Here is a 24459-nt window from a genome sequence, read left to right on the forward strand (position 1 = left end):
GGGCAGCCACGGTCGACGCCGGAGCGGCGATCAGCCCTCCAGCGTCACCGAGGCGGGGTGATGCTTGTCAAGGTGGCGGCGGATCAGCCGCATGTTGCGGGTGTTGGATCGAAAGAAAAAGTCCGGCACCGCGCCCACCCAGGGGATCAGCCCAAGCGCCCAGTCGACGCCAACATTGCCGAACATCCGCGCCATCTGCAGCTTGGACATGCCGACGTTGCGCGCTTCCCACACCAGCCAGGAGCCGAGCAGCGCGGCCACGGTGGTGCCGACCACCGGCACCAGATCGAGCAGCACATCCAGACCTACCCGGCGATTAATACCGGGAATGGTGAACAGGCCCTCGAGCAGATGCTCCATCGCTTCCAGCCGTTTGCGGACCGATGCGGGATCACGGCCGATAGGCAGCGAAGCGAGCAAAGGGTCGATGTTGAGCGGGCGGGCGCGTTGATCCATCACGATGATGTGGGGTCATTCCGCAGTCGGTTCAACGGGTGCCACGCGCGCGGGTTGGCGTGCCATTGCCGCAGCCTCAGCGCCACCAGCGACCAGCGCCATGGCCGAGCGATCGGGATGAACGAGACATCGTCGTTGAGCGCGATATCCGCCGCCGCGATCAGCCGCGCGCGTTCGCTCATCGTCGGCGCGTCGCGGGCGGCCAGCAGCGCCGCGCGCGCCTGATCGCCGCACAAGCCGCAGGCGTTGGCGAGATACCAGCGGGCACTGTCATAGGGCGCGACCAGATCAACCAGAGCAAGATCGGCTGGGTCGGTCAGCCTTACCCGCGCAGGCGTGATGCCGATCGCGAGTAGCGAGGCGGCGAGCTGGCCATAGACCAATGTCGCGCCGGGGCCGTCGGGCATCGCGATCCTTAGCCGCACCGCGCCGCCCGGCCAGGCGGCAACGCGTTCGCGGGCGGCGCTGCGCCGCTGGTCGGGGGTGAGCAGCGACCAGCTTGGCACCGCCGGCGGGGCGGCGGAATCGAGCTGCTCGGGCAGGGTGCGCTCGGCGACCTCCCAATCGGGGGCGATCGCGCCGGTCACCGCCGCGCGGTCGATGGCACCGTTGAGCGCGGCACGGTTGCCGGCATCGGCGAGGAAGCCGTCGCGGTTGACGATCGCCAACCCGAACAACCCGGCAGCAGGATCGACGGCGATGTTGATCCGCGCGACGCCGCTGAGCCCAAGCAACGGCCAGTCGGCAAAGGTGCCACCGCTCACCAGATCAGAATCATGCGCGGTGAAGCGGACAATCGCCCGTGCGGCGCGCTCGCCGATCAGGCGAACCTCCTGCTCGGGCGCGGTGGTGCGCCGGTCCTCGGGATCCGCACGCGACGGATCGAATGCGGGGCGCAGCAGCGGGCTGCGGCCGGCACGCGCTACCCGCATCGGTCCGGCGCCACCACCATTGGCGCGATGCCACACCGCCAGCTCCGGCTGGGCGAACAGCTTGAGCAGATCCGGCCGCGGCCGCGCCAGCCGCACTTCAATCACCTGCGGTGTCATCACCACGATTTCGTCGATCGCGGTGAGGAACGGCGCCAGCGGATTGCGTGACCCGGGCGCGATCTCGCGGCGCAGATTGCTCACCACGTCGTCGGCGGTGACGTCGCTGCCGTCGGGCCATTGCGCCTCGCGCAGACGGAAGATGTAGCTGCGGCCGTCGTCGATCACGATCCAGCGTTCGGCCAGCCCCGGCTCGATCTGGCCCGCCGCATCGAACCGGACCAGGCCCTCGGCGGTCGAGTCGAGCAGCATCCGGTCCGACGCGCTGAGATCGTGGCGGGCGGCATCGGCGAGGCGAGGGGCGGCGCCGATCGCGCTGACGATCACCGCGCCCGAATCGGGCCGCGGGTTGCACCCGGCCAGCGCCAGCGCGAGCAGGATGGTGCGGACGGCGGGACTCGAACCCGCACTCCAGGGGAAGCCGATTTTAAGTCGGCTGCGTCTACCGGTTTCGCCACGTCCGCACACCCGGGCACGAGAAGCCGAGCCGGGGCGGGGCGTCAAGGCTTGTTGGCCGCGCAACGGCTCAGAACGGCGCCTTGAGCCGCAGCATGACGCGATTGCTGGGAAAGCCGCCGACGCCGACAGCTTCGGTTTCAGCGGTCGCGCGGACGGTGCCGATTACGCCAATCTCGGCCTTGGGAAGCGCCGGCGGGGCTTCGATGCCTTGGGGAGCGCCCTTCAGCCGGTCGCGCGCTGCCTCGCTGCGGCCACAGACGACGATGTCGGTGCTGCTCGCGTCGCAGCCGGCGGGCGGCTTGATCGCGGCGAGATCGAAGGTGGCGAGGCGTGGGTCCGGCGAGGTGCCGCCGGCCTGCATCGCGATCAGGACTGCCACCAGCATCTGCCTCTCCCGTGCTGCGTGGAGCGTGAGGGGCGATTGCGGCGGTCCGATGGCGCTGGCGGGAAACGATCGCCCGCGTCAGCGATAGTTGAAGCTGATGCTGATCCGCTCGCCCTTGGCGGCGTTGGCGACCACCTCATGGCGCAACCAGCTTTCCCAAAGGAACACCGTGCCCGGTTGCGGCTCGGCATAGACGAAGGTGGCATGATCCTCGCCGGCGTCGGCCCGGCGGGTAGGGGCGGCCATCATCATCGGCAGCCGCGGATCCTCGAGCTTGAGTGCGCCGGCGCCCGGCGGCACCGCGATGTAGATCGTGCCCGACACCGCCGAATGGGGATGGATGTGACCCGAATGGGTGCCGCCGGGCTTGAGGACGTTGACCCACAGGCTGTCGAGCTTGAGCTTGCGCCCGGCGAGATCGAAGGCGCAGGCCTCGGCGAAGCGCGCGACGTGACGGTTGAGCAGCTTGACCAGATCGGCGAACCGCGGGTCGCGCGCGGGCAGATCGTTGAGCGAGGCGTAGGAGGTATAGCCGCGGTAGCCATGCGCCTTTGACCAGGCGACCCCGGCGCGATCCTGCTGCGCCAGATCGTGGCAAGCTTCCTCCAGCTCTTCGAGCAGCGCCTCGTCGCCGAGCAGGTCTTCGTAAAAACGGGTGGCGAACAGCGAGCGGATCATGTCTTCCTCGAAGCACGGGCGCGCGAGCGCATCAACCGCTATCGCGCCCGTGTCGGTCCAAGCGGCGGTCTAGGGCTGCTGGCGCAGCGCGACATCGTTCATGAAGCGCACGTCGTCGCCCGCGACGAGCCAGCCCGCTTCCGCCGCTACCGCGCCGAGCATGTCGGCGAGCGGATCGATCTCGGTCTTGGCGTAATTGCCGAGCACATAGCCGGTAACGCGATCCTTGTGGCCCGGATGGCCGATGCCGAGGCGAACGCGGCGGAACTCGGGGCCGAGGTGCTGGTCGGTTGAGCGCAGGCCGTTATGCCCTGCAGTGCCGCCGCCGCGCTTCACCTTGACCTTGAACGGCGCGAGATCGAGCTCGTCGTGGAACACGGTCAGCGCGTCCGGCCCGAGCTTGTAGAAGCGCAGCGCCTCGCCGATCGCGCGGCCGCTGTCGTTCATGAAGGTGGCTGGCTTGAGCAGCAGCACCTTGTCGGTGCCGATCCGGCCCTCCTGCGTCCAGCCCTGGAACTGCTTCTTGGTGGGGCCGAAGCCGTGCACCTCGGCGATCGCGTCGACCGCCATGAAGCCGACATTGTGGCGGTGCATGGTATATTGCGCGCCCGGGTTACCGAGCCCTGCCCAGATCTGCACGTCGCGCGTCTCCACTTAAGAAAAAGGGCAGGGAAGCGAATGCCGCCCTGCCCGATCCGTATTGCCCTGACGGCAAGCCTCAGGCGGCCGGGGTCTCGCCCTCGGCAGCATCGGCATCCGCTTCCGAGCGCAGCGCCGACGGCGTCGCGATCGTAGCGATGGTGAAGTCGCGATCCTCGATCGCGCTGGTCGCGCCTTGCGGCAGGGTCACGGCGCTGATGTGGATCGAATCGCCAAGGTCGGTGCCGGCAAGCGAGATGGTGATCTCGCTGGGGATGTCAGCCGCGTCGACCACCAGCTCCAGCTCGTGGCGGACGATGTTGAGCACGCCGCCCTTCTTGAGGCCGGCCGATTCTTCCTCGTCGGTGAACACGACGGGCACCGAGACGGTGACGGTCGAATGCTCGCCGATGCGCAGGAAATCGACGTGGATCGGGCGATCGCTGACCGGGTGGAACGCGACGTCCTTGGGCAGCGTGCGCTCGCCGTTGACCATGATCACGGAGTTCATGAAGTGGCCGGTCATCAGCGCCTTCATCAGCGCCTTCTCTTCCAGATGAACCGAGCTCGGCTCCTGGTTCTGGCCATAGATCACGGCGGGCACGCGGCCGTCGCGACGCAATGCCCGGGAGGCTCCCTTGCCAACCCGGTCACGCGTCTCGGCTGCGAGCGTAATGGTGTCGCTCATCGATATTCTCCGAAACTCGTTTGTTGTTCTTCCCGCCCACGCCTCCAGGGATGACCATGGACCGGAAGCGGGCGCGCGTAGCGGAAGGGGCCGGGAAAAGCAAGGAAGAGGGTGGAGCGCGCCAGCGTCAGTATGTCACCCGCTCGGCCTTCACACCGAGCTTGGCGAGCTGCGCCTGGACGCTGTCCTGCCCCGCGAGATGCCCGGCGCCGACCGCGATGAACACCGTGCCCGGCTGCGCCATCCGCTGCTTTACCCAGGCGGCCCAGCGCTTGTTGCGATCGACCAGCAGCACCTTGGCGACCTCGGGCGAGTCCTTGAGGCTGTCGTTCATTTCCTTGGCCAGCGCCTCGGGTTTGCCGTGCGCCCAATCATCGACCATTTCCTTCATGCTGCTGTCGAGCTTGGGCAGCTCGTCGATCGTGCTGGTCAGGAACTGGAGCTGCGCGGGCGCCGACAGCGCGCCGAAATAGCCGAGCTGCTGCTCCGCCGTTTCGAGGCCGGTGAGCGGCTTGCCCGCCTGCTTGGCGGCGGCAGTGATCACTTCCTCGGGGCCGTTGGCGCTGTCGTAACCGAGCCTGGACAGCGGCGCGATCGAGAGCTGGGTCGCGGCGAGCCAGGGCTTGTAGCGATCAAGCGCATTGGCGGGCAGGCCGAGATCGAGCACCGCCTTGGTGAAGGCCGCGCGCTTGTCGGCGGGGACCTGCTCGGTCAGCGGCGGCGTCCCGGCAGGCGCTACCCCGGTGGCGGCGACCAGCGATGCCATTGCCGCAGGGTCGGGCATCACCAGCTCCAGCTTGACCTCGTCGGCGCGATCGAATGCCGCCTTCACCGCCTCGTCGAACCAGCTCATCCCGGGTTTGAGCACATGGATGGTGCCGAACAGATAGACCGTCGTGTCCTGGTCCTTGACCACCCACAGCGCCGGATCGGCATCACTGGCGTCGCGTGCGGCGGCAGCGGGTTGCCGCTGGGCGCAGGCGGGCAGCGCGAGGGCAAGCGTGAGCGCCGAGAGCGCGGCGCCGATCGATCGGATCATAAGCGGCAAGGGTTCCACAGGAGGGACACGGGAGAGGCTGGCGACAAGCTAGGGGCGCACCTTCCAACTTGCTAGAGCGGGGGGCTTCCCTCTAAGCGCTCGAGGCATATGCCACAGCCCTTAAGCTTCCAGCGCATGATCCTGACGCTCCATGACTATTGGAGCGAGCAGGGCTGCGTGATCCTGCAGCCCTATGACATGGAGATGGGTGCCGGCACCTTCCACCCGGCGACGACGCTGCGCGCGCTCGGCCCCAAGCCGTGGAACGCCGCCTTCGTTCAGCCCTGCCGCCGGCCGACCGACGGCCGCTATGGCGAAAACCCCAACCGGCTGCAGCATTATTACCAATATCAGGTGATCCTGAAGCCCTCGCCGGCGAACCTGCAGGACCTGTATCTCGGCAGCCTCGCCGCAATCGGCGTGGACATGACCACCCACGACATCCGTTTCGTCGAGGACGATTGGGAAAGCCCGACGCTCGGCGCCTGGGGGCTCGGCTGGGAAGTGTGGTGCGACGGCATGGAGGTGACCCAGTTCACCTATTTCCAGCAGATGGGCGGGTTCGACATGAAGCCGGTCGCGGGCGAGCTCACCTACGGGCTCGAGCGACTGGCGATGTACATCCAGAACAAGGATTCGGTGTACGATCTCGCCTTCAACGACAGCGGCGTCACCTATGGCGACGTGTTCCACAACAATGAGGTGGAGATGTCGACCTGGAACTTCGAGGTCGCCGACACCGACACGCTGTTCGACGCCTTCCGCAAGGCGGCGGCCGAGTGCGAGAACTGCCTTGCCCGCAACCTGCCGATCCCGGCGTACGAGCAGGCGATCAAGGCGAGCCACACCTTCAACCTGCTCCAGGCGCGCGGTGTGATCTCGGTCGCCGAGCGCCAGGCCTATATCGGCCGGGTGCGCGACCTCGCCAAGGGCGCCTGCGGGGCGTGGATGGACAAGAACGGATGGGCGGCGTGACCGATTTCCTCCTCGAACTCCGCTCCGAAGAAATCCCTGCGCGGATGCAGGACAAGGCGCGCGACGACCTCGCCCGCCTGTTCGCCGCCGAGCTCGACAAGGCCGGGCTCAAGGCCGGCGCGCTTGAGACCTATGCCACCCCGCGCCGGCTGACGCTGATCGCCCGCGCGCTGCCGCCCGAAACCGAGGCGGTGAGCGAGGAGATCAAGGGGCCGCGCAGCAGCGCGCCGCCGCAGGCGCTCGACGGTTTCCTGCGCAAGACGGGGCTCGCTCGTGAGGATCTCACCGAGCGCGACGGCATCTTCTACGCGGTCACCAACAAGCCCGGCCGCGCCACCGCCGCCGTGCTCGCCGAGGCGGTGCCCGCGATCATCCGCGGCTTCCCCTGGCCCAAGTCGATGCGCTGGGGTGGCGATTCCACGTCCACCGAGAGCTTGCGCTGGGTGCGGCCGCTGCACGGCATCGTCGCGCTGCTCGGCGAGGCAATCGTCGATATCGAGATCGCCGGCGTCCGCTCGGCCGCGGCGACGCTCGGCCATCGCTTCCATCATCCCGGCATCATCACGATCGGCTCGGCGGCCGATTATGCCGAGAAGCTGCGTGCCTGCCACGTCATCGTCGACCAGGACGAGCGCCGCGCGCTGATCCGCGAGCGGGCAAGCGCGCTCGCCGCCGAGGCCGGGCTGGTGCTGGTCGAGGACGAGGGCCTAGTTGCCGAGAACGCCGGGCTCACCGAATGGCCGGTGCCGCTGCTCGGCCGCTTCGACGCGACGTTCCTCGACGTCCCGCCCGAGGTGATCCAGCTCACCGCACGGGTGAACCAGAAGTATTTCGTCTGCCGCGACGGCGCCGGTGCGCTCGCCAACGCCTTCGTCTGCACCGCCAACATCGAGGCGAGCGACGGCGGCGCGAAGATCGTAGAGGGTAACCGCAAGGTGCTCGCGGCACGGCTCAGCGACGCACGCTTCTTCTACGAGACCGATCTCAAGACGCCGCTAGGCGAGCAGGCGGCCAAGCTCGAGAAGATCGTGTTCCACGAAAAGCTTGGCACCGTCGCCGACAAGGTCGATCGCGTCGCCACGCTCGCGCGCTGGCTGGTGGAAGAGGGGATTATTCCCTCATCCGTCACCCCAGCGAAAGCTGGGGTCTCCAGCGATGGCGCCGGGCAAGAGCCGCAAGAGACCCCAGCTTCCGCTGGGGTGACGAACGGGGGCACGACCTCGCTGGCCGACCTCGCCGAGCGCGCCGCGCGGCTCGCCAAGGCGGATCTCGTCACCGGCATGGTCGGCGAGTTCCCCGAGCTCCAGGGCCTGATGGGCGGCTATTACGCTGCCGCGCAAGGCGAGGACCCCCAGGTCGCCGCCGCGATCCGCGATCACTACAAGCCGGTCGGGCAGGGTGATGACGTGCCGACTGCGCCTGTAACGGTGGCCGTGAGCTTAGCAGACAAGCTGGATACCATCGCGAGTTTCTTCCATCCGTACGTCGCAATGGAACCTACTGGATCCCGAGATCCCTTTGCTCTTCGCCGCGCCGCTCTCGGCATCATCTCACTGATTGAAACCAATGGCCTGCGTCTTCCACTGCGCAACGCAGTCGAAAGGCTCGAACCCGTAGTGATGGACATGGTGAAGGCTTTGGACCTCGCTGCGAAGCGGCGGCAACCCGGAAGTGGCGTGATAGTACAGGCTTACGGCTGGACGGGCTCCGACACGCCAGCTGAGCGTCTTGGGAGGTCGGTGCTCGACTTCTTCGCCGACCGCCTCAAGGTCCAGCAGCGCGACGCCGGCGTCCGCCACGATCTGATCGATGCGGTGTTCGCGCTCGGCGGCGAGGACGATTTGGTCCGGCTTCTCGGCCGGGTCCATGCGTTGCAGGCGTTCGTCGGCACGGCGGATGGGGCGAACCTGCTTGCGGGGTACAAACGGGCGGCGAACATCCTCAAGAAGGAGGGCGTCTCGGTCACCGAGGCAGGGGCGAACGGCGACGGATCGCTGGGCTACACACCCGAACCGGCCGAAGCCGCGCTGATCGCGGCGCTAGACGCGGCCGAGCCGGCGGCGGCCGATGCGGTCGCCAACGAGGATTTCGAGGCGGCGATGACCGCGCTCGCCACCCTGCGCGCACCGATCGACGCATTTTTCGAGAGCGTCACGGTGAACGATGCCGATCCCGCCAAGCGCTCGGCCCGGCTCGCGCTGCTCGCCCGGGTACGCGCGGCGGTGCATACGGTTGCGGACTTCTCGCGGATCGAGGGATGAACTAACATCCTCCAACGGGTTCGACGTGAACTTGGAATGACGAGCGTGTTTTCCTTTCCTCCCCGGGGGCGAAGCACTCACCAAGGCAAGGATCAGCGATGACCCAATATGTGTACCGGTTCGGCGGCGGCGTTTCCGATGGCGGCAAGGGCGACAAGAATCTGCTCGGCGGCAAGGGCGCAAACCTGGCCGAGATGGCCTCGATCGGCCTGCCGGTACCCCCCGGGTTCACTATCTCGACCGAGATGTGCACGCGCTATTACGAGGAGGGCGAGCGTTTCCCCGAGTCGCTGCGCGACGAGGTCGCGGCCGGGTTGAGCCATATCGAGGGCATCACCGGCAAGGCGTTCGGCGACCCGGCCAACCCGCTGCTCGTTTCGGTGCGCTCGGGCGCGCGGGTGTCGATGCCCGGCATGATGGACACGGTGCTCAACCTCGGCCTCAACGACGAAACGGTCGAGGGGCTGGTCGCCAGGTCGGGCGACGCGCGCTTCGCCTGGGACAGCTATCGCCGCTTCATTCAGATGTATGCCGACGTCGTCCTCGAGCTCGACCATGGCGCGTTCGAGGAAGCGCTGGAGGTCGCCAAGGAAGACAATGGCTATACGCTCGATACCGAACTCAGCGCCGATGATCTGAAAGCGCTGGTCGCCGAGTATAAGAAGCTGGTCGAGCAGGAATGGCACAAGCCGTTCCCGCAGGACGTCCACGATCAGCTGTGGGGCGCGGTCGGCGCGGTGTTCGGCTCGTGGCAGTCAGAGCGCGCCAAGGTGTATCGTCGGCTCAACGACATTCCCGGCGGCTGGGGTACCGCGGTCAACATCCAGGCGATGGTGTTCGGCAACATGGGCGACACGTCAGCGACCGGCGTCGCCTTCACCCGCGACCCGTCAAAGGGCGATCGTGCCTATTACGGCGAGTTCCTGATCAACGCCCAGGGCGAGGACGTCGTCGCCGGCATCCGCACCCCGCAATATCTCACCCGCACCGCGCGCGAGGAGGCCGGCGCCAAGCCCGCTTCGATGGAAGAGGCGATGCCGGCGGTCTATGGCGAGTTGGCCGAGGTGTTCGACACGCTCGAAAACCATTATCGCGACATGCAGGACATCGAATTCACGGTCGAACAGGCCAAATTGTGGATGCTCCAGACCCGCTCGGGCAAGCGCACCGCCAAGGCGGCGCTCAAGATCGCGGTCGACATGGCCAATGAGGGGCTGATCACCCGCGAGGAGGCGATCCTGCGCGTCGATCCCCAGGCGCTCGACCAATTGCTTCACCCGACGCTCGATCCCGCCGCGCATCGCGACGTCATCGCCAAGGGCCTGCCCGCGTCGCCCGGCGCCGCCTCGGGCGTGGCGGTGTTCGACAGTGACACCGCCGAGAAGCGGGCTGCCGCGGGCGAGGCGGTGATCCTGGTTCGCGTCGAGACCAGCCCCGAAGACATCCACGGCATGCACGCCGCCAAGGGCATCCTCACCGCGCGCGGTGGCATGACCAGCCACGCCGCGGTAGTCGCACGCGGCATGGGCCGCCCGTGCGTCTCAGGCGCCGGATCGCTGTCGATCGACAACAAGACACGGGTGATGCGCGTCGGCGGCCGTGAGGTGAAGGAGGGCGACACCCTCACCATCGACGGCACCACCGGCGAGGTGATGGCCGGCGCGGTGCCGACCGTGCAGCCCGAACTGTCGGGCGACTTCGGCACGCTGATGAGCTGGGCCGACGAGGTCCGCCGGCTCAAGGTGCGCGCCAATGCCGAGACCCCGCTCGATTGCCGCACCGCGCGCGAGTTCGGTGCCGAGGGCGTCGGCCTGTGCCGCACCGAGCACATGTTCTTTGATGCGGCGCGGATCACCGCGGTGCGCCAGATGATCCTCGCTGCCGACGAGGCCGGCCGCCGCGCCGCGCTGGAGAAGCTGCTCCCGGCGCAGCGCAGCGACTTCACCGAGATCTTCGAGGTCATGGTCGGCCTGCCGGTCACCGTGCGGCTGCTCGATCCGCCGCTGCACGAATTCCTGCCGCACGAGGAGAATGAATTCGCCGAGGTTGCCGAGGCCGCGGGGATCGACGTCGATACGCTCAAGCGCCGCGCCGCCGAGCTCCACGAGTTCAACCCGATGCTTGGCCACCGCGGCTGCCGGCTCGGCGTCACCTATCCCGAGATCTACGAGATGCAGGCGCGCGCGATCTTCGAGGCGGCGCTCGACGTCGCCGACAAATCCGGCGAGGCGCCGATCCCCGAGGTGATGATCCCGCTGGTCGCCACCAAGCGCGAGCTCGACCTGATGAAGGCGGTGGTCGACCGGGTCGCCAAGGCGGTGTTCGCTGAACGCGGCAAGACTATCGAATATCTTGTCGGCACGATGATCGAACTGCCGCGCGCCGCGCTCAAGGCCGGCGAGATCGCCGAGACCGGCGAGTTCTTCTCGTTCGGCACCAACGATCTCACCCAGACCACGCTCGGCGTCAGCCGTGACGATGCCGGGCGCTTCCTCGGCGCCTATGTCGAGCAGGGGATCTACGCCAAGGACCCGTTCGTCAGCCTGGATGTCGAAGGCGTGGGCGAGCTGGTCGAGATCGCCGTCGAGCGCGGCCGCAAGACCCGGCCCGACATCAAGCTTGGCATCTGCGGCGAGCATGGCGGCGATCCGGCCAGCATCGCCTTCTGCGAGAAGGTCGGGCTCGATTACGTCAGTGCCTCGCCATATCGCGTGCCGATCGCGCGGCTGGCGGCGGCACAGGCGGCACTCAACCGCTAAGCCTGCGCTATGGCCTCGCCGCGCCCGGTCACCGCGGGCGCGGCGTCCAATCGAACCAGCCGCGGCGTTCGCGCGCGGCGTAGTCGGTCGCCGGGTAGGCGGGGCGGGCGCTCGCCAGCGGTGCTGGCGACAGCGGGGCGGGCGCGGCTACTGCACTTGGATGCGCCACCACGCGATCGTCGCGGATGGTGGTCGTGGTGACCGGGGTCGCCTCGGCGAGGCGGGTATTCTCCCGCGACACCTCGGCCGTGCGCGCATTGGCGGCGGCGATGCTGGTTTCCGCGGTGCGGCGATTGGCGGCATGCGCCTCGCGCTCGGCGACGTAGCGCTCCTTCCACTTGCGGCCACCCGGATGGCTGGCGAGGCCGAACAGCCAGCCGGCAACGAACAGCAGCGCGAGCACCGCGAACTGCGTGGGCGTGGAGAACAGCATGGTAAATCTCCCTGTTACGCAGGCTTAACGAAGCGATGCCCTGATCGGTTGCTTGGCGCGCGCGCCGATCAGAAAGCGTCGCTGATCGAGCAGGCGGCCGGGCCGAGGATGACGACGAACAGCGTTGGGAGGATGAAAAGGATCAACGGCACGGTCATGATCGCCGGCAGCCGCGCCGCCTTCTCCTCCGCCCGCATCATCCGCTCGTTGCGGAATTCGGCCGAGAGCACGCGCAACGCCGAGGCGAGCGGGGTGCCGTATTTCTCGGTCTGGATCATGGTGGTGACGACCCCGCGCACGGCGTCGAGATCGACCCGGGTCGCCAGATTTTCGAACGCCTGCCGCCGTTCAGAAAGGAAACCCAGCTCGATCGCGGTGAGGGTGAACTCGTCGCCGAGTTCGGGATAGGCGCGGCCGAGTTCCTTGGCGACGCGATGGAAGGCGGCATCGACGGTGAGACCCGCCTCGGCGCAGATCACCAGCAGGTCGAGTGCGTCCGGCAGACCCTTGCGGATTGCGTTGGAGCGCTTGGTGATCTTGTTCTTGAGGAAAATATCCGGCGCCTTGTACGCCAGGATAAAGGTGATCGCGACGATGCCGTACTTCTTGAGCGGCGAGTAGGTCGCGACGAAGTCGGTGCCGTAAACAACGAACACCATGAAGCCGCCGAGCACGATCGGCAGCACCAGTCGCCCGAAGATCACCGCCACCGCCCAGTCCTTGGAGCGGATGCCGGCTTGCATCAGCTTGACCTGCGCGACCTTGAGCTGGCTGTCCTGCAACACCTTGAGCGAGCTCAGCAGGTTGCGCATGCGATCGGTGGTGTCGTTGCGCTGGACGAGCTTGGCACGGCGCTTGGTGGAGGCGGTGATGCCTGCCTTGAGCTGCTCGCGGCGATCGTTCAGCGCTTTGACGCGCTTGGTCATCGGATCGCGCACCGTGGTCACGGTGTAGATAGCGAACATCACCGCGAAGGCGGCGACGCCCGACAGGATCGTCGCGACCCACAATACGTCTATACCCATCAGGGTCGGTCCGGCTGGCTGCTCCATGTCCTGCTTGTCCGTCCCTTAAATTTCGAAGCTGACCATCTTGGCCATGATGAAGGCGCCGATGCCCATCCAGATCAGTCCGCCGATCCCGGCGATCATCAGTCGCTGATCGACGAAGAAGTTCTGCATATAGCCGGCGTTGATCATCCAGATCATGCCGAAGACGATGAAGGGCAGCGAGCCGACGATGTAGGCAGAAGCTTTGGACTCCGATGACATCGCTTTGATCTTGAGCTTCATCTGCCCGCGCTGGCGCAGCACGGTGGCCAGATTGGCGAGCGTCTCCGCCAGATTGCCGCCGGTCTCGCGCTGGATGGCAATGGTGATGACGAAGAACTGAAATTCGGGCGTGCCGAGGCGATCCGCGGTGTCCTGCAACGCCGCGTCCATCGACCGGCCTATCTTCATCTTGTCGGACACCATGCGGAATTCCTCGCCGACCGGACCCTTCATTTCCTGGCCGACGACGCCGATCGTCTCGGTGACGGGAAGACCCGAGCGAAGGCCGCGGACGAGCAATTCGATTGCGTCAGGAAATTTTGCGGTAAAGTTGGCAATGCGGCGCTTGATGAAGAAGCCGACCACGAAATGCGGAATGCCGGCACCCATGAACATGCCGAGGAACAACGCGAGCAGCAGCGGCGCGCCCTTTAGCCAGAGCAGCGCGGCAACCACCACCAAGATCGCGGCGCTCGCCTGGCCATAGCGACCAACGGTCCAGTCCTTGCCCGTCATCGCCAGCCGTTTGGCAAGCTGGGCAGGGTTGGGGAGGATGCGACCGAAAGCGACATCGGTCTTGGTCTTGCCGCGCCCGGCGGTGATCTTGCGCATCTGCGCCTCGACGATCGCACCATCGCCATGGCGCTCGCGCACCGTTGCCAGCCGTCGCGTCTGGGCGCGTTGCGGCGAAGGGCCGCTAAACGCGAACAGCAGCATCGCCAGCACCGCGAAGGAGCCCAGGAACACCATCAGGAGCGGCATCAAGTCCATTGCGGCAAACAGCCTCCAATCGTCAGAACCGCCCGCCGAAGCGGGCGGCGGGGATCATTTCTTGGCGCGCTTTGCCATCAGCGACGAGATCAGCGACTTGCCCTTGGTGCTGCCCTTGGCGGCCCCCTTGGTGTCGCTGCTGCTCTCCTCCGCGACGTAGAGCACGCGGCCGAGCATCTCGATCAGCGGCGCGATCGTCTTCGAGTTCTTGCCGGCCTCCGCCATCGGCTTGCCGAGCTTGGCAGCTTGGGCAGCGAGCTTCTGGTCGAACGGCACGACGAAATCGATGCGGCGCTCGATCGAGCCCTCGAAGTCCTTGCGGCTGATCTCGAGCTGGCCGGTGGCGTGCATGCGGTTGGCGGCGACGATCACCTGGGTCTGCGGCGCATTGGTCTTGAGCCACGATAGGATGCGGATCGTGTCGCGCGCCGCGGCAAGGGTCAGCTCGGTGACGACCACGGCGCACTGGATGTCGCTGATCAGATGCGGATGCTGGACGAGCATGCCACGCGGCAGATCCACCACGGTGCATTCGAAGGCGGCGCGCATCTCTTCCTGCAGCTGGAAGAAGGCAGAGCCGTCGGTCATCAGCGGCGCGTTGATCGGTGCCTCGGCGCTGAGCACCGCGAGCTTCTCCGATGCCTTGACCATCGCGCGCTCAATGAACAGCCCGTCGATCCGGCTGGGATTCTCGATCGCATCGGTCAGGCCACGGCCGGGCTCGAGATCGAGCGCCAGGGCGGCGGTACCGAAATGGACGTCAAGATCGAGCAGCGCGGTGGTGCGCTTCTCACGCTCGCTCATCAGCCACGCAAGCGAGGTCGCAATTGTCGAGGCACCGACACCGCCACGCGTCCCGATCACGGCAGTGGAGGCATGCGGCCGGTCGATCACCGCCTCGGCGAGCTTGGGCGCGTTGAGCATCGCCTGGGCGTGGCCGAACGCCTCGCGCAGCATGTCGGGATGCAGCGGCTTCAGCAGGTAATCCTGGATGCCGCTCGCGACCAGATCGCGATACAGGCGGACGTCGTTGACCTGTCCGGCCGCGATCACCACCGTACCCGGCTCGCAGACCTCGGCGAGCGCGTTGATGTCGTTCAGCGGATCGCCCGATTCGGCGAGATCAACGAACAGGATCTGCGGCGAGGCCGAGACCGACAGCGACTGGACCGCGTTGCGCAGGCCACCCTTGTAGATCTTGTCGACCGACCAGCCGAGTTCGGTCGCGATCGGGCGCAGGGTTTCGAGCGTGGTCTCGTCGCAGACATAGGCCGCGAAGGGATCGCGAAGGCCGCTACCGGCCGGTTTCCAAGGTGCATTCATCTTAGCTGCCCTTCGCGCTTTCGGCCTTGACCGTGTTGCCGTTGCCGGTCGGCGCCGCCTTGCGATAGGCGTCGATGGCCTTGCCCGACGTCGCCGTATCGATGAACGTGTCGCCGCCACGGCCGTGGACCAGGTCCTCGGGACGGGCGACCATCGCGGCGAGGTTGGCGTTGACCGCACAACCGAAGTTGGAGGAGGTGTTGCTGTCGAATTCGTTGCTGGCGTTGCGCGACCAGTCCGGGCAGCCCGGCGTGCCTGCGCGCATGCGGCTGACGACGACTCGGATCGTTCCCGCCGTTACCGGCGCATTGGTGATCGGCGCGTCATCCGACAACAGCAGACCGTAGCTGGCGACGACCCCGGCCACCTCGTCACGCGCGCGTACACTGTCATAGCCGGGATCGTCGATCGCGACCTTGTCGCCGAAGCCAAGGTGCATGACGGTCATCCATCCGGCAAGTCGGCGGCTTTCGCCCGGTGCGAGCGCGGTGCCGCGGGTGGCGAGGTCCAGCGCGTAATCGGCGCGGGCGACGATTGGCTGGTGAACCGATTCGACGCCGCGGTTCTGCGTGCCCATGCAGCCACCCAGCAGGGCCGGGGCGGCCAGCGCGGCGAGGAGAAGGGGATGCTTGATCATCGAAGCCATATCCTTCGCGGGCTTAGTTGGAGAAGCCGGGCGTCGGAGTGGCGCCCTTCTTCTGCTTAGTCGTGGTCGATTTAGTGTCTGCGGCGACGGCCTGCGGATCGCGCTGCGGCACGGCAGGGACCGCCGCGGCGGCACCGATCGTCGGCGGCGGAGGCGTCATCGGTACCATCAGCGGCACCGGGCGCGGGGTACCCGAGGGGCCACCGTCGAGCTGGCCCATCAGCAGCCGCGCGGCATCGCTCGGCGACCGATAGCCGTCGCTCGGTAGTGCGATCTGGCTGGGGTTGTTGACCGGCTTCACCAGATACGGCGTGATCACGATCACTAGCTCGGTCTCGTTGCGCTGCCAGCTGTTGGAGCGGAACAGCGCGCCGAGGATGGGCAGGTCACCGAGGAAGGGCGTCTTGTCGAGCGAGTTGTTGTGGCTGTTCTGCAGCAGGCCACCGATCATCATGCTCTGGCCCGAACCGAGCTCGAGGGTGGTCTCGGCGCGACGGGTGGTGACGCCCGGCACGCGGGTGCCGTTCATCGTCACCGCGTTCGAATAATCGAGCTGCGATACCTCGGGGCGGACGCGCAGGGAGATGCGGCCGTCCGACAGCACCGTCGGCGTGTACGACAGGCTGACGCCATATTGCTTGTACTCGACCGAGACGGTGCCGAGGCCCTGCGCGATCGGGATCGGCACTTCGCCACCGGCAAGGAAGGTGCCGGTCTCGCCCGACAGCGCGGTGAGGTTCGGGTTGGCGAGCGTGGTCACCTGGCCGGTAGTCTCGCCGAGGTCGAGCGTACCGAGGAAGTCGACACCAAGCAGGCGGCCAGCCAGACCCAAGGTGGTCCGCTGCGCGCCGACGGCATAGGTGGATGTCTTGGCGCCAGTGGTGGCGTCGTAGGTGATCGTGCCGGGAGTGCCCGAGGTGCTGCCGAACAGCATGCCCGAGCCGCGATCGGCGGTAAGCAGGTTGACGCCGACGTTCTTGGCGAACGAGCGGTTCACTTCGGCGAAACGGACCTGGAGGTTGACCTGCAGCGGCGTCGCCGACTTGAGGCGCGAGAGCACCTTGGTGGTCTCGCCGACATAGGCCTGGACCAGCCGCTCGGCTTCCGCGGCATCGCCTGGGCCAGCGACGGTGCCGGTGAGCAGCACCAGCCCGTTCATCGGCACTGCGGTGATCTGCGCATCCGGCATAGCGAGACGGAGCATCGCGCCAATCGAGTCGTAATTGTTGCCGACGCGAACCGTGCTGGCATAGACCACCGCGCCACTCTTGGTGGTAGCGGAGATGGTGGTCTCGCCGGTCTTCTTGCCGAAGATGTAGAGCTGGGTCGGCGAGCGAACCTGGACGTCGGCCACCGAGTCGTCGGCAACGAACAGGTCGGTCATCGGCCGCGGCAGCGTCACCAGCCGGCCGCGGCCGGTATTGACCTCGACGACCGGCGGGCGCGCCTGCGAGATGCTCTGCGCCGGTGCCGGGGCCGCGCCGCCGGCGGCGGCAACCAGCGCGATCGCCAGCGGCAGGCCGATCGGCTTCAACAACTTAGCCATCTTAATTCTTCCCCCCGACCGGAACCACGGTCACGCTGGTGCCGCGCGCGATGCGCACGACGGGACCCTGGGCGATGGCAGGCGCCACACCCCCGGCATTGGCGGCGACCGGCACACCGTTCATCGGTGCGGTGCCATCCATCGACTTGCCGGGGACGCTGCTGCGCTGGAAGCGCGACACGTCGGCCCCGGTGGCAAAAGTGGTGTTGCCGACCTGCGGCTGGCTGGCGAGCTGGAGCAGCATCGCCTTCTCCGCCTTTGGATCGCCATCGGGCACCTTGACCGCGCCGCTGGCGATCGCCTGCTCGAGTTCGGCAGAATTGTCGGCAAGGCTGCGCAGCGACAGCGACAGATCGCCCAGCGTCTTGGCCACCGCGAGCTGCTCGGCCATCTTGGGCGTCGCCTCGACGGTGACGGTGGAGAAGGTGCTTACCTGGCTCTTGCCGTTCTCGCCCACGGTGTTGTCGGTGCGCTGATCGGTGGCGAGCACGCGGACATTGCGCATGATCGTTTCGGATACCTTGAGCGGGGCGCCGTTACCACCGCCCGCGACGCTCTGGGTCAGCACCAGATCGACCCGGTCGCCCGGGAAGACGAAGCCTGCAACTGCGGCCTGGCCCGAAACACCGACGGTGACGGCGCGCATGCCCGGTCCGAGCGCGGCGGCCAAGAACCCGCGGTCGCCGGGCTGGACCAGCGTACCCTGGGTGATCGGCTGCCCTGCGGTGATCGCGTTGCGCACCACCGTGCCCTGCAGCTTGGCGACATCGGTGGTGGTCTTGATGTAATAGGCGCCGTCCACCAGTTCCTTGGGCCAAGGCTGGAACTTGAAGGCGGTAGGCTCGAGGATGGTGCCGACCGGCAGCGCGCGAGTCGCGACCAGCACCTCGGGGCCATCGATCGGCGCGACCGGCTGGCCCATGGCAGACGCCTGCGGTGCCGCCGAGCCCGCGATGAGCGTGCGGGCGAAGAATGCCGTGATAGCGGCGACGAACAACGCGCCCACCAGCAACACGATCTTGCGACTATCCATTTAACTCGGGCCTTTCGGAGCGCCGGTGATTGAACCGGCGATAAGCATTTGCAGGAAAGTGGTTAAAAACCGGTTTGTGGTAATGCGAGCAGCGCCGCGGCGGCGATAGCGACCCCGTAGGGGATCTCCAGCTGCCCCTGTTTCTGGCGAATCGTGCGCTCGATCAGCATCAGCAGCGTGATCGCGCCGCCCGCGATCGACATCACCATCAGCATCTGGATCAACCCGCCGAGCGGCAGCCACAGCGCGAGCGCGGCGATCAGCTTGACGTCGCCGCCGCCCATCCAGCCCATCGCAAAACAGCCGCAGAAGATTGCGAAAACCAAGGTGGCGACAATCAGCTGGACGCCGATGTCAGCCCAGCCGAGTCCGATCGCCCACCACCAAGCGGGCGCCGCCAGCGCGATCGCCGCGTTCTTCCAGTTGGCGATTTCGCGGATACGCGCATCCTCGATGCCCGCCGATACCAGCAAGGCCCCGAGCGCTACGAGCAGCGCCACCGCAAAGACATTGTCCCACCCCATCGGCGCACACCGGTAGACGCGATGGCTTGCGAAAACGTAACCATGGCGATGATGCTCGATCCCATGGCCTTTCGCCGCACCATTCCCGCCGGCGCTACCTTCTCCTCCTGGAAGGCGCCCGATGGCTGGCTCCACCGTCGATTCGACTGGCCCGGCGCGGGGCGGGGACGGATCCTCATCCAGGGTGGCCGCGCCGATATCATCGAGAAGTATCTAGAGGTGATCGCCCATCTGCATGGCCGTGGCTGGTCAGTCACCGCATTCGACTGGCGCGGTCAGGGGGGCTCCGGGCGATTGTCGACCAATCCGCATGTCGGTCATGCCGACGACTTCGGGGCGTTGGTCAGCGACCTTGGTGCCTTCTGGCAGGCGTGGATAGCGGAGGCGGCTGGACAGGCAGGGCCGGCGGTGCTGCTCGCGCATTCGATGGGCGGGCATCTGGCGCTGCGCGCAATGCTCGACGGGCTGGTGGCGCCGGACGCGGCGGTGCTGGTCGCACCGATGATCGGTATACGCTCGCCGCTCGGGTCGCGGATCGGTGCGTGGGTGGCGAGCGCGCTCGCGCGTACCGGTGATCCTGCGCGCGCGGCGTGGCGGGTGCGGCCGGACCAGCGCTCCGCCGGCCACCGCCAGCGGCTGCTCACCCATTCGGTCGAGCGCCATGGCGACGAAGCCTGGTGGTACGGCCGCCAACCCGCGCTGCTGCTCGGCCCACCGAGCTGGGCCTGGGTGCGCGAAGCGTTCCGCTCGGGCGCCGCGCTGCAGGCCGATCCGCGTCTCGCCACGCTCGCCGTGCCGGTGCTGATGCTGATCGCCGACCACGACGGCCTGGTCGACTCGGCGGCGGCGCGACGCCTCGCGGCACGCCTGCCCGACGTCGAGCTGGTACGATTCGGGACCGAGTCGGCGCATGAAATTTTGCGCGAGGACGACGGGGTCCGGCAGCGCGCCTATGCGGCAATCGACCAATTCCTCGATGAGCGCGCCGCGTGACGAAGACCTACGACATCGCCATCGTCGGAGCCGGCATGGCCGGCGCCAGCCTGGCCGCGACGCTCGGCTCGCGTGCCCGCGTGCTGATGCTCGAGGCGGAGGACCAGCCTGGCTACCACGCCACCGGGCGCTCGGCCGCCTTCTGGTCGGAAACCTATGGCGGGCCGGGCGTCCAGCCGCTGACCAGTGCCTCGGAGACCGCACTGCGCGAGGGCGGCTTTCTTGCTCCGCTCGGCTCCGTGCAGATCGGGCGGCCAAGCGACGCGCAGCGGATCGACGCATTCCTCGCAAGCTTTGCGGATAGCTCGGTGCCGTTGGCGCGGGTCGATCCAGCTGCGTACATTCCGGGGTTGAAGCCCGATTGGACGCTCGGCATCAGCGAGCCGACCTGCGCCTATATCGATGTCGCTGCGCTTCATGCCCTCTACCTTGCGAACGCCCGCCGCGCCGGCACCGAGATCGTCGCGCGAGCCGGGCTGAAGCAGGCGAGTCGCACCGATGGACGGTGGTCGCTGGAGACTGACGCCGGCGAATTTACCGCTACCGTGCTGGTCGATGCCGCTGGCGCCTGGGCCGACGCGGTGGCCAGCGCGGCTGGCGCCCGACCGCTCGGGATCCGCGCATACCGGCGAACGCTCGTGCAACTGCGTACCGATCCGCCGGCGCCCGCGACCATGCCGCACGTTGCGGACATTTCGGGAAATTTTTACTTCAAGCCGGAGGCGGGTGGGCGCGTGTGGCTGTCGCCCCACGACGAGACCCCGGCGCCACCAGGGGACGCCGCGCCCGAGGAACTCGATGTCGCGATCGCAATCGATCGGTTCGAGCAGGTGGTCGAGTGGAAGGTCACGGCAGTGGAGCGTAGCTGGGCAGGCCTGCGCAGCTTTGCGCCGGATCGGTTGCCGATATATGGCTTCGATCCGCTGGTACCTGGCTTCTTCTGGTGTGCAGGTCAGGGCGGCTTCGGCATCCAAACCGCGCCTGCGGGTGCTGCAGTTGCGGCCGGCCTGTTGCTCGGCGAGTCGCTTGGCGAGGGCTATGCCGGCATCGATCCGTCGCGTTACGCGCCCGGCCGGTTCGCGCTCTAGCGCATCGCGATCAGGCCGCAGGCTTGCGGCCCGCTTCCACCGCGGCGTCGCTGGCGAGCTTGTCGACGCGTTCATTGTCGGGGTGGCCGGCATGGCCTTTGACCCAGACCCACTCGATCTCGTGCTTCTGCGCCGCATCGAACAACGCCTGCCACAGATCGGCGTTCTTGACCGGCTTTTTGTCGGCGGTGCGCCAGCCGTTCTTGCGCCAGCCGTGGATCCAGCGGGTGAGGCCATCCATGACATATTTGCTGTCGGTGGAGAGCTTGATCGTGCACGGCCGCGTCAAGATGGCGAGCGCCTTGATCGCGGCGGTGAGTTCCATGCGGTTGTTGGTGGTCAGCGCCTCGCCGCCGGACAACTCCTTCTCATGCTCGCCGAAGCGCACGAGCGCGCCCCAGCCGCCTGGTCCGGGATTGCCCTTGCAGGCGCCGTCGGTCGCAATTTCCACCACCGTCATGCGAACAGATTTCCTTGCGTGTAAGCCAGATAGCGACGCCAATAGGCTAGCGGATCCTTGCGCGTCACCAGCGCGCCCGCAGGCGTGTTGAGCCAGTCCCATGCCCGGGTGAGGGTGAAGCGGAGGCACGCGCCGCGCGCGAGCACAGGCAGCGCCGCGCGTTCGTCGGCGGTCAGCGCAAAGCGCTCGGTATAGCCGTCGATCAACGCATCGCCGACCGTCTCGTCGAACCGCTCGCCGGTGGCGTCAAAGCTCCAGGCGGTGTGGGTCACGGCGAGATCGTAGGCGCGAACGTCGGTGCATGCGAAATAGAAGTCGATCAGGCCGCTGACTTGGTCATCCAGCATCAGCACATTGTCCGGGAACAGGTCGCCGTGGATCACCGATTGGGCCAGCTGCCCGGGCCAGTGCGCGACCACCTCGGCGACCGCTGCCGACAGCTGGGTGAATAGCCCTGGCGCAATGGCGTCGAGACCGGCGCCGCATTGATCGAGCAGCGCCTGCCAGGCGCCGGGGCCGAGCGTATTGGCGCGTGTCGGCGCAAAATCCTGCAGGCTGCCGTGCAGCTTGCCGAGAGCCGTGCCGACGTGGCGCGCCTGCACGGGCGTCGGTGTGCTGGCCGAGATGCCCGGCAGGAATTCGATCAGGCAGGCGGGGCGGCCGGCGAGTTGATGGATCGTCTGCCCGCCACGGTCGGGCAGGGCGCGTGGCACCGGATTGCCGCGGCGCGCGAGATGCTCGAGCAGATCGAGGAAGAACGGCAGATCGCCGGCGTCGACGCGCTTTTCGTAGAGGGTGAGAAGGAACCGCCCCTTGCTGGTATCGACCAGATAGTTGGAGTTTTCGACTCCCTCCGCGATGCCCTTCTGCGCGACCAGCACGCCGACATCGAACCGGGTGAGGAATGCCGCCAGCGTCTCCGAGGGTACCTGCGTATAAACCGCCATCAGGCCGCCGCGTCGAGCCCGCGTGGCAGCTTGAAGGCGATCGTCTCGCGGGTGGTCTCCTCCTCCTGCTCGGTGATCGCGTAGCGCTCGGCGAGCCGGTCGACCAGTTCACGGACCAACAGTTCGGGGGCGGATGCGCCGGCGGTGATGCCGAGCGTAGTGACACCGGCGAGAAAGTCCCAGTCGAGTTCGCTGGCGCGCTGAATCAGGCGTGCCTGAACGCCCTCGCGTTCGGCGACCTCGACCAGTCGTACCGAGTTCGACGAATTGGGCGCGCCGATCACCAACATGCGGTCGCAGGAAGCGGCGATCGCCTTGACCGCGGCCTGACGGTTCGACGTCGCATAGCAGATGTCCTCGCCGCGCGGCGGCTGCATCAGCGGAAAGCGGCGCTGCAGCGTCCGCACCACGGCGGCGGTATCGTCAACCGACAGCGTCGTCTGCGTCAGGAAGGCGAGGTTTGCGGGATCGGCCGGGGCGAACAGCTCGGCGTCCGCCTCCGTCTCGATCAATGTCATTACCCCTTCGGGCACCTGGCCGAAGGTGCCGATCACCTCGGGATGACCGACGTGGCCGATGAAGACGATGTGGCGCCCTGCGGCAACCAGCCGCTCTGCCTGGCGGTGGACCTTGGAAACCAATGGGCAGGTCGCGTCGAAATAGCCGATGCCCCGGTCCTCGGCGGCCGCGGGCACCGACTTCGGCACCCCGTGCGCGGAGAACACCACCGGTGCGCCATCGGGCACCTGATCCAGCTCATCGACGAAAATCGCGCCCTTGGCCTTGAGACTGTCGACCACGAACTTGTTGTGGACGATCTCATGGCGGACATAGACCGGCGCGCCATTCTTCTCGATCGCCAGCTCGACGATGCGGATGGCGCGATCGACGCCAGCGCAGAAGCCGCGCGGGGCTGCGATCAGCAGCGTGAGGGCCGGTTTGTCGCTGGGCGTCATGATGCCGCGGCTCTACGCCATTGCTTGCGCGGGTGAAAGCCGGTTCCTATGGTGCGCGCCGATCCGGGGCCGCCATTCGGTCTGGCCCCAGCCGTTCGAAAAGGTACGCGTTCCCGTGAAAACCACCCTGCTTGGCCTTTCCGCCCCGGCACTTGCCATTGGCGCGCTTGCTCTTGGCGGTTGCGCCGGCAAAGGCGAGATCGTCGAAGGCGGCATCTCCGCGGTTCGCTCCGCCTGCCCGGTGGTCGGGGTGCCGGCCGGCACCGGCGACGTAACCTTGTTTGATCCGGCGGGCAGCCGCGACGCCAGTGCGATCGACGTCGTTGCCGATGTCACCAATGTTCGCTCCACCTGCAACGACAGCGGCGAGCAGATTGCCACCACCGTCACCTTCCAGGTCAACGCCCGTCGCACCCGCGCCGATGCGCCGCGTGACCTGACGCTGCCCTATTTCATTGCCATGGTTCGCGGCGGCACCAACGTCACCGCCAAGCGGGTCGGCCAGGTTGCGGTGCATTTCGATGCCGGCCAGGCGCGTGCCACCGCCACCGGTCAGGCAACCACCTGGGTGGGCCGCGCTGCGGCGACCCTCCCGCAGAACGTCCGTGACGAGCTGACCAAGAAGCGTAAGGCCGGCGACCAGGATGCGGCCACCGATCCGCTGACCCGCCCCGAAATCCGCCAGGCAGTGCTGAGCGCGAGCTTCGAGGCGCTGGTCGGTTTCCAGCTAACCGACGATCAGCTGAAGTATAACGCGCAGCGTTGATCGCGGCTGGGCTGATTGCCGATTGACTTGGGTTTTCAGCCCCGCCACAGCCTGACGGGTCGATGCCGGGCAACCAGCATGGGCACGCGCGGGAGAGAGCCTCCGTTTCGACCTTGGCATCATGGCTGCCGGTCGGAAGAAGGAGGCCGCCGAAGGAGCAACCACCCCGGAATCTCTCAGGCAACCCGGACCGCGCGCGCCGATCGACACTCTGGAAAGCGCTCCTTCGAGGGGCCACCGAAGGGGTAAGCCGGGCCATCTGCGGGCCGGCGAAAGCTCTCAGGTACCGTGACAGAGGGGGTTTGGTTCGGTTG

Annotated in this window: 24 protein-coding genes, 1 tRNA gene and 2 riboswitches; of the genes, 6 read left to right on the plus strand and 19 right to left on the minus strand. The window is 67.2% G+C overall.

Features of this window, described 5'->3' with window-relative positions; genetic code table 11:
• Window positions 1-30 precede the first annotated feature (30 nt).
• The 8 genes from AC07M8_RS00725 to AC07M8_RS00760 form a co-directional block, all read right to left on the minus strand.
• The gene (locus AC07M8_RS00725) at window positions 31-456 is read right to left on the minus strand and encodes a DUF4112 domain-containing protein (RefSeq protein WP_267395278.1); all 426 of its coding nucleotides are present in this window, start codon (window positions 454-456) and stop codon (window positions 31-33) included.
• Window positions 456-1832: an ABC transporter substrate-binding protein gene (locus AC07M8_RS00730; RefSeq protein ID WP_495172553.1), complete on the minus strand. Its 1377-nt coding sequence runs from the start codon at window positions 1830-1832 to the stop codon at window positions 456-458. The genes AC07M8_RS00725 and AC07M8_RS00730 overlap by 1 nt, the downstream gene beginning before the upstream one ends.
• A gap of 53 nt (window positions 1833-1885) precedes the next feature.
• Window positions 1886-1969, minus strand: a tRNA-Leu gene (locus AC07M8_RS00735).
• 62 nt (window positions 1970-2031) lie between these two features.
• On the minus strand, window positions 2032-2349 hold the full coding sequence (locus tag AC07M8_RS00740) for a hypothetical protein (protein ID WP_495172554.1): 318 nt from the start codon (window positions 2347-2349) through the stop codon (window positions 2032-2034).
• Window positions 2350-2427: 78 nt separating this feature from the next.
• The gene (locus AC07M8_RS00745) at window positions 2428-3027 is read right to left on the minus strand and encodes a TIGR02466 family protein (RefSeq protein WP_495172555.1); all 600 of its coding nucleotides are present in this window, start codon (window positions 3025-3027) and stop codon (window positions 2428-2430) included.
• A gap of 69 nt (window positions 3028-3096) precedes the next feature.
• Window positions 3097-3666: an aminoacyl-tRNA hydrolase gene (gene pth / locus AC07M8_RS00750; protein WP_495172556.1), complete on the minus strand. Its 570-nt coding sequence runs from the start codon at window positions 3664-3666 to the stop codon at window positions 3097-3099.
• 79 nt (window positions 3667-3745) lie between these two features.
• Entirely contained in the window at window positions 3746-4354 is a 609-nt protein-coding gene (locus AC07M8_RS00755) for a 50S ribosomal protein L25/general stress protein Ctc (RefSeq protein WP_495172557.1), read from the minus strand.
• A 127-nt stretch (window positions 4355-4481) separates the two neighbouring features.
• Window positions 4482-5393, minus strand: a complete 912-nt coding sequence (locus AC07M8_RS00760; protein ID WP_495172558.1) for a TraB/GumN family protein — start codon at window positions 5391-5393, stop codon at window positions 4482-4484.
• A gap of 108 nt (window positions 5394-5501) precedes the next feature.
• On the opposite strand from AC07M8_RS00760, the gene AC07M8_RS00765 reads away from it, so the two are divergent.
• The 3 genes from AC07M8_RS00765 (at window position 5502) to ppdK (ending at window position 11388) form a co-directional block, all read left to right on the plus strand.
• A complete protein-coding gene (locus AC07M8_RS00765; RefSeq protein WP_267395227.1) occupies window positions 5502-6368 on the plus strand; it encodes a glycine--tRNA ligase subunit alpha in 867 nt (288 codons plus the stop codon).
• The gene (gene glyS, locus AC07M8_RS00770; RefSeq protein ID WP_495172559.1) at window positions 6365-8629 is read left to right on the plus strand and encodes a glycine--tRNA ligase subunit beta; all 2265 of its coding nucleotides are present in this window, start codon (window positions 6365-6367) and stop codon (window positions 8627-8629) included. Before AC07M8_RS00765 ends, glyS begins: the two co-directional genes overlap by 4 nt.
• A 98-nt stretch (window positions 8630-8727) precedes the next feature.
• Entirely contained in the window at window positions 8728-11388 is a 2661-nt protein-coding gene (gene ppdK, locus AC07M8_RS00775; RefSeq protein ID WP_495172560.1) for a pyruvate, phosphate dikinase, read from the plus strand.
• 28 nt (window positions 11389-11416) lie between these two features.
• Here ppdK and AC07M8_RS00780 read toward each other — a convergent pair whose 3' ends face one another.
• The 8 genes from AC07M8_RS00780 to AC07M8_RS00815 form a co-directional block, all read right to left on the minus strand.
• Complete coding sequence (locus AC07M8_RS00780; RefSeq protein ID WP_495172561.1) at window positions 11417-11821, minus strand: hypothetical protein; 405 nt, start codon at window positions 11819-11821, stop codon at window positions 11417-11419.
• Window positions 11822-11889: 68 nt separating this feature from the next.
• Window positions 11890-12873, minus strand: coding sequence for a type II secretion system F family protein (locus tag AC07M8_RS00785; protein WP_495172562.1), 984 nt, complete (start codon window positions 12871-12873; stop codon window positions 11890-11892).
• Between the two features lie 18 nt (window positions 12874-12891).
• A complete protein-coding gene (locus tag AC07M8_RS00790) occupies window positions 12892-13863 on the minus strand; it encodes a type II secretion system F family protein (protein WP_495172563.1) in 972 nt (323 codons plus the stop codon).
• A gap of 54 nt (window positions 13864-13917) precedes the next feature.
• Window positions 13918-15186 (minus strand): CpaE/TadZ family protein, encoded by a 1269-nt coding sequence (locus AC07M8_RS00795; RefSeq protein WP_495172564.1) that lies wholly within the window; start codon window positions 15184-15186, stop codon window positions 13918-13920.
• Window position 15187: 1 nt separating this feature from the next.
• Window positions 15188-15823: a CpaD family pilus assembly protein gene (locus AC07M8_RS00800; protein ID WP_495172565.1), complete on the minus strand. Its 636-nt coding sequence runs from the start codon at window positions 15821-15823 to the stop codon at window positions 15188-15190.
• Window positions 15824-15845: 22 nt separating this feature from the next.
• Window positions 15846-17378, minus strand: a complete 1533-nt coding sequence (locus AC07M8_RS00805) for a type II and III secretion system protein family protein (protein WP_495172566.1) — start codon at window positions 17376-17378, stop codon at window positions 15846-15848.
• Between the two features lies 1 nt (window position 17379).
• Window positions 17380-18411, minus strand: a complete 1032-nt coding sequence (cpaB, locus tag AC07M8_RS00810) for a Flp pilus assembly protein CpaB (protein WP_495172567.1) — start codon at window positions 18409-18411, stop codon at window positions 17380-17382.
• 62 nt (window positions 18412-18473) lie between these two features.
• Complete coding sequence (locus AC07M8_RS00815; protein ID WP_495172568.1) at window positions 18474-18935, minus strand: A24 family peptidase; 462 nt, start codon at window positions 18933-18935, stop codon at window positions 18474-18476.
• A gap of 51 nt (window positions 18936-18986) precedes the next feature.
• Between AC07M8_RS00815 and AC07M8_RS00820 the strand changes: the two genes are divergently transcribed.
• Window positions 18987-19928 carry an alpha/beta fold hydrolase gene (locus AC07M8_RS00820; protein WP_495173118.1) on the plus strand — a complete coding sequence of 314 codons (942 nt, stop codon included), beginning with the start codon at window positions 18987-18989 and terminating at the stop codon, window positions 19926-19928.
• Entirely contained in the window at window positions 19925-21016 is a 1092-nt protein-coding gene (locus AC07M8_RS00825) for an NAD(P)/FAD-dependent oxidoreductase (protein ID WP_495172569.1), read from the plus strand. Before AC07M8_RS00820 ends, AC07M8_RS00825 begins: the two co-directional genes overlap by 4 nt.
• 10 nt (window positions 21017-21026) lie before the next feature.
• On the opposite strand, the gene rnhA is transcribed toward AC07M8_RS00825, so the two are convergent.
• From rnhA to ispH, 3 genes are read right to left on the minus strand one after another with little or no spacing between them, the layout of a single operon-like run.
• On the minus strand, window positions 21027-21476 hold the full coding sequence (gene rnhA / locus AC07M8_RS00830; protein WP_495172570.1) for a ribonuclease HI: 450 nt from the start codon (window positions 21474-21476) through the stop codon (window positions 21027-21029).
• The gene (gene thrB, locus AC07M8_RS00835) at window positions 21473-22423 is read right to left on the minus strand and encodes a homoserine kinase (RefSeq protein ID WP_495172571.1); all 951 of its coding nucleotides are present in this window, start codon (window positions 22421-22423) and stop codon (window positions 21473-21475) included. Before thrB ends, rnhA begins: the two co-directional genes overlap by 4 nt.
• A complete protein-coding gene (gene ispH / locus AC07M8_RS00840; protein WP_495172572.1) occupies window positions 22423-23379 on the minus strand; it encodes a 4-hydroxy-3-methylbut-2-enyl diphosphate reductase in 957 nt (318 codons plus the stop codon). Before ispH ends, thrB begins: the two co-directional genes overlap by 1 nt.
• Before the next feature lie 115 nt (window positions 23380-23494).
• Here ispH and AC07M8_RS00845 point away from each other — a divergent pair, with 115 nt between their 5' ends.
• Window positions 23495-24145 carry a hypothetical protein gene (locus AC07M8_RS00845; RefSeq protein WP_495172573.1) on the plus strand — a complete coding sequence of 217 codons (651 nt, stop codon included), beginning with the start codon at window positions 23495-23497 and terminating at the stop codon, window positions 24143-24145.
• A 79-nt stretch (window positions 24146-24224) separates the two neighbouring features.
• Window positions 24225-24348, plus strand: a riboswitch (glycine riboswitch).
• Window positions 24349-24450: riboswitch (glycine riboswitch) on the plus strand. It begins immediately after the preceding riboswitch.
• Window positions 24451-24459 lie beyond the last annotated feature (9 nt).

This window comes from Sphingomonas sp. GW821-FHT09E03, from assembly GCF_059416225.1.